Below are 4,966 nucleotides of genomic sequence, written 5' to 3'. Positions count from 1 at the left end.
CAAGAAACCGGGATTTGAAGGTGGACAGATGCCTTTATACAGACGTCTTCCTAAGAGGGGCTTCAAGAACAGAAATTCTAAAGAGATCATCGCAATCAATGTTGACGTTCTGAATCGTTTTGAGGACGGAGCAGAAGTTACAGTTGAATCTTTACTTGCTACCAGCGCAATCTCCAAAGCAGGGGACGGAGTTAAGATTCTTGGAAACGGTGAACTGACTAAAAAACTTACAGTTAAAGTTAATGCAGTCAGCGAGACCGCAAAAGCAAAAATCGAAGCTGCAGGTGGTACAGTAGAGGTGATTTAATGTTTGAAACTCTTAAAAGTGTTTTTAGAGTAAAAGAGATGCGGAGAAAACTTCTCTACGTCTTATGGATGATTTTAGTCATCCGTATCGGTTCACAGCTCCCGATTCCGGGTGTGGACAGTGATGTATTCAAACAGTGGTTTCGGAGTAATACCGGTGATGCATTCAATTTCTTTGATGCATTCACCGGTGGCTCTTTTGAGAGCATGTCCGTATTCGCATTGAACATTACACCGTACATTACTTCTTCCATTATCATTCAGCTTCTTACAATTGCAATTCCTGCTCTGGAGGAAATGCACAGAGATGGTGAAGAGGGAAGAAAAAAGATGACAGCGATTACCCGTTATGTCACAATTGGACTCGCACTGTTTGAGTCTATTGCAATGACAATCGGATTTGCCCGCGGAAATATCGTACAGGATATGAACATTCTTAAGGCAATCGTCGTGATCGCCAGTCTGACAGCAGGATCTGCAATGTTAATGTGGATCGGCGAACGTATCACTGAAAAAGGTGTTGGAAATGGTATTTCTATCGTACTTGCGGTAAACATCATTTCCCGTATCCCGAGTGATATGACAACTCTTTATGAGAATTTTATTAAGGGGAAAACAATTGCAAAAGGAACACTTGCAGGTGTTATCATCTTCGCAATTATCCTTGTTGTAGTAGTATTTGTCCTTATTCTTAATGGAGCAGAGAGAAGAATTCCTGTTCAGTATTCCAGAAAGATGGTAGGAAGAAAAATGATGGGTGGTCAGTCCACCAATATTCCGCTGAAAGTCAACACTGCCGGCGTTATCCCGATCATCTTTGCTTCTTCCATTATGTCCTTCCCGGGCGTTATCGCGCAGTTTGCCGGTAAAACAAACGGAACTGGCATTGGAAGTGAGATTCTGAGAGGACTTTCCTCAAGTAACTGGTGTAATCCATCCCAGATCAAATATACCTGGGGTCTGCTGGTATACGTAGTACTCTGCGTATTCTTTGCATATTTCTACACTTCCATTACATTCAATCCACTGGAAGTTGCAGATAATATCAAAAAGCAGGGGGGATTTATCCCGGGCATCCGTCCAGGAAAACCTACATCAGATTATTTGACTAAAATGCTAAATTATATTATATTTATAGGTGCGGTAGGTCTGATCATTGTGGCAGTTATTCCGTTCTTCTTCAACGGAGTCTTCGGGGCAAACGTTTCCTTCGGTGGAACATCTATCATCATCGTGGTTGGTGTTGTACTTGAGACTGTGAAACAGATTGAGTCCCAGTTACTTGTCCGCAATTACAAAGGCTTCCTGAACAACTAAAAATGAAGGTTGTGGTGCGTAAGCGTCACAGCCTTGATTTGGTACAGGCGAAATTTATTTGTTACGGTAACAGTGGCATTTGTTTTTCCTGTCCGGGCAGCACCGAAAGGGTGACTGACCCTATATGCTTCATAAAGAAAAGGAGGGTATTTGTTATGCGAATTATTATGTTGGGTGCACCAGGTGCCGGAAAAGGAACTCAGGCAAAGAAAATTGCAGCGAAATACGGGATTCCGCACATTTCCACAGGAGATATTTTCCGTGCAAACATCAAGAATGGTACTGAATTAGGCAAAAAAGCAAAAACATATATGGATCAGGGGCTTTTGGTACCAGATGAATTAACCTGCGACCTCGTAGTAGACAGAATCCAGCAGGATGATGCCAAAAATGGTTATGTACTGGATGGTTTCCCGAGAACGATTCCTCAGGCAGAGTGCCTGACAGAAGCTCTTAAGAAACTCGGAAGCGGCATTGATTATGCAATCGATGTTGATGTTCCGGATGAAAACATCGTTAATCGTATGTCAGGCAGAAGAGCCTGCCTGAAATGCGGAGCTACTTATCATATCGTGTATGCAGCACCGAAGACAGAGAATGTATGCGATACCTGTGGTGAGACACTGGTACTGCGTGACGATGACAAACCGGAAACAGTTTCCAAGCGTCTGAAGGTTTACCACGAACAGACACAGCCATTGATCGACTACTATACAGAGCAGGGCGTATTAAAGACAGTAGACGGAACTCGTTCCCTGGACGAAGTGTTCCAGGCAATCGTCGAGATCTTGGGAGAATAAGAAAATGTCAGTTTCTATTAAGTCAGAACATGAAATCGAGCTTATGAGACATGCCGGTCATTTACTGGAAAAGGTTCATGATGAACTGGCTTCTCATATCAGGCCGGGAATCAGCACAAAAGAACTGGATCGTATCGGTGAGGATATGATCCGCTCTATGGGCTGCACTCCAAACTTTTTAAATTATGAGGGCTTTCCCGCATCATTCTGCATCAGCCTCAATGATGAAGTAGTACACGGGATTCCGTCCAGACATAAGATCATCCAGGAAGGCGATCTTGTCAAGATCGATGCCGGACTGATCTACAAAGGTTATCATTCAGATGCCGCACGTACTTATGCGGTAGGTGAAGTTTCACCGGAAGCAAGACAGCTTATGGAAGTAACAAAGCAGAGCTTCTTTGAAGGAATTAAATTTGCAAAAGCAGGAAATCATCTGAATGATATTTCCAAAGCAATCGGTGCTTATGCAGCGAAATTCAATTACGGTATCGTTCGTGACCTCGTAGGACACGGAATCGGAACTCATCTTCATGAGGATCCGCAGATCCCGAATTTCCCGCAGAAGCGCAGAGGCATCAAACTGATGCCGGGTATGACACTTGCGATTGAACCGATGATCAACCTTGGCCGTGCAGATGTTGCATGGGAGGATGATGAGTGGACAGTTGTAACTATGGACGGATCTCTTTCTGCACATTACGAAAATACGATTCTGATCACGGATGGAGAACCGGAAATTCTGACTCTTACAAAATGACAGATGACACAGGAGGTTTTTAATGTCAAAAGCAGATGTAATTGAAGTGGAAGGTACTGTACTGGAGAAGCTGCCTAATGCAATGTTCAAAGTAGAACTGGAAAATAAGCATGTGGTATTGGCTCATATCAGCGGAAAGCTGCGTATGAACTTCATCCGTATTCTTCCTGGAGATAAAGTTACTATTGAACTTTCTCCATATGATCTTTCAAAAGGCCGGATTATCTGGCGAGATAAATAAAACCGTGAGGGGGACAGGCTCAGAGTTCCGCGAAGGCCGCGTGTCCCCCTCACACACCCCCTGTTGGCCACGCGCGTTGTGGTGTGGGGGAGTGTGTGGGTATAGTGATGAGGAAATGCAAAAAACACCACGGCGTGGTGTTTTTTTGTTTCCTCTGAAAAACATGAAAAAAATTTGATTTAGGGCTTGCAATTCTTGGAATAGAATGTTATTATACTGGTTGTACGCGCTGAGGCGTGTATGAACTGCAGATTCAAGCCTATATTACGGAAAAGGAGGATTTCCAGTGAAAGTAAGATCATCTGTAAAGCCGATCTGCGAAAAATGCAAGATCATCAAAAGAAAAGGATCTATCAGAGTAATCTGTGAAAATCCAAAACACAAACAGCGTCAGGGTTGATTGACTGATTTGTGAAACGTGCGGCTGCAGTTTGATACACCCGGAAGGGTTGTTCGGACTGTTTTAATATTTTATTAAAGAAGCATGTATTGCCTAATACCGAGAGGCAACAAAATTTCGGAAAGGTCGCTTTTCGCCAAAGGCGGCTGGGTGTTTTACCGAGGCACCCCAATTAGGAAACTAGAAAAATCGAGAGTTTTTGAAGATGTACCCTATTTCACCTTGCGAGATTGCAAGTGGTACGGTTCAGACGACTTTCAAAAAGAAAATGGAGGAAACAGTACATGGCTCGTATAGCTGGTGTAGATTTACCAAGAGACAAACGTATCGAAATCGGCCTTACCTATATCTATGGTATCGGCAGAACAAGTGCAGACAAGATTCTTGCACAGGCAGGAGTAAATCCTGACATCCGTGTCAGAGATCTGACAGACGATGATGTAAAGAAAATCAGTGCTGTTATTGATGAAACAATGACAGTTGAAGGTGATCTTCGTCGTGAAATCGCTATGAATATCAAGAGACTGCAGGAAATCGGATGCTACCGTGGTATCCGTCATCGTAAAGGACTTCCGGTTCGTGGCCAGAAGACCAAAACAAACGCTAGAACTCGCAAGGGTCCTAAGAGAACTGTTGCTAATAAGAAGAAATAATTCGTAACAAATAATTGATTATATATAGGAAAGTGTAGGTTAGTTTTAAAATGGCAAAGACAACCAGAAAAGCGACTACTAAACGTCGTGTTAAGAAAAACGTTGAACACGGACAGGCACATATCCAGTCATCCTTTAACAATACAATTGTTACTCTGACTGACAACGAAGGAAACGCTCTTTCATGGGCAAGTGCCGGCGGTCTGGGATTTAGAGGTTCAAGAAAATCTACCCCTTATGCAGCACAGATGGCAGCAGAGACTGCAACAAAAGCTGCTCTGATTCATGGATTAAAAACTGTTGATGTTATGGTTAAAGGACCAGGATCAGGACGTGAAGCTGCAATTCGTGCACTTCAGGCTTGCGGCCTTGAAGTAACAAGTATCCGTGACGTAACACCGGTTCCGCACAACGGATGCCGTCCACCAAAACGTAGAAGAGTCTAATTTAGGAGGTAGCTTGAAATGGCAGTAAATAGAGTTCCTGTTC

General features: G+C 43.3%; 8 protein-coding genes. All 8 read left to right on the top strand.

Annotated elements, in window-relative coordinates; genetic code table 11:
* Positions 1-307: 50S ribosomal protein L15 (rplO, locus tag QZL69_RS05385; protein WP_291518518.1), on the top strand; the 307-nt coding region annotated here is incomplete at its 5' end.
* A complete protein-coding gene (gene secY / locus QZL69_RS05380) occupies positions 307-1,623 on the top strand; it encodes a preprotein translocase subunit SecY (RefSeq protein ID WP_022214200.1) in 1,317 nt (438 codons plus the stop codon). The genes rplO and secY, both read left to right, overlap by 1 nt.
* A 155-nt stretch (positions 1,624-1,778) precedes the next feature.
* The gene (locus QZL69_RS05375) at positions 1,779-2,423 is read left to right on the top strand and encodes an adenylate kinase (protein ID WP_022214199.1); all 645 of its coding nucleotides are present in this window, start codon (positions 1,779-1,781) and stop codon (positions 2,421-2,423) included.
* Between the two features lie 4 nt (positions 2,424-2,427).
* On the top strand, positions 2,428-3,183 hold the full coding sequence (gene map, locus QZL69_RS05370) for a type I methionyl aminopeptidase (protein ID WP_022214198.1): 756 nt from the start codon (positions 2,428-2,430) through the stop codon (positions 3,181-3,183).
* Between the two features lie 22 nt (positions 3,184-3,205).
* The gene (infA, locus tag QZL69_RS05365) at positions 3,206-3,424 is read left to right on the top strand and encodes a translation initiation factor IF-1 (RefSeq protein ID WP_005428560.1); all 219 of its coding nucleotides are present in this window, start codon (positions 3,206-3,208) and stop codon (positions 3,422-3,424) included.
* A gap of 286 nt (positions 3,425-3,710) precedes the next feature.
* A complete protein-coding gene (gene rpmJ, locus QZL69_RS05360; RefSeq protein ID WP_003497809.1) occupies positions 3,711-3,824 on the top strand; it encodes a 50S ribosomal protein L36 in 114 nt (37 codons plus the stop codon).
* Between the two features lie 284 nt (positions 3,825-4,108).
* Positions 4,109-4,477: a 30S ribosomal protein S13 gene (rpsM, locus tag QZL69_RS05355; protein WP_022214197.1), complete on the top strand. Its 369-nt coding sequence runs from the start codon at positions 4,109-4,111 to the stop codon at positions 4,475-4,477.
* Positions 4,478-4,527: 50 nt separating this feature from the next.
* The gene (gene rpsK / locus QZL69_RS05350) at positions 4,528-4,923 is read left to right on the top strand and encodes a 30S ribosomal protein S11 (protein WP_022214196.1); all 396 of its coding nucleotides are present in this window, start codon (positions 4,528-4,530) and stop codon (positions 4,921-4,923) included.
* Positions 4,924-4,966: the final 43 nt, after the last annotated feature.

Origin of the sequence: Blautia sp. CAG:237 (genome assembly GCF_000436615.1) — a bacterium.
Classification (GTDB): domain Bacteria; phylum Bacillota; class Clostridia; order Lachnospirales; family Lachnospiraceae; genus Blautia_A; species Blautia_A intestinihominis.
Note: the sequence above shows the minus strand (reverse complement) of the source record. Positions and strands in the feature narration are given on the sequence as shown.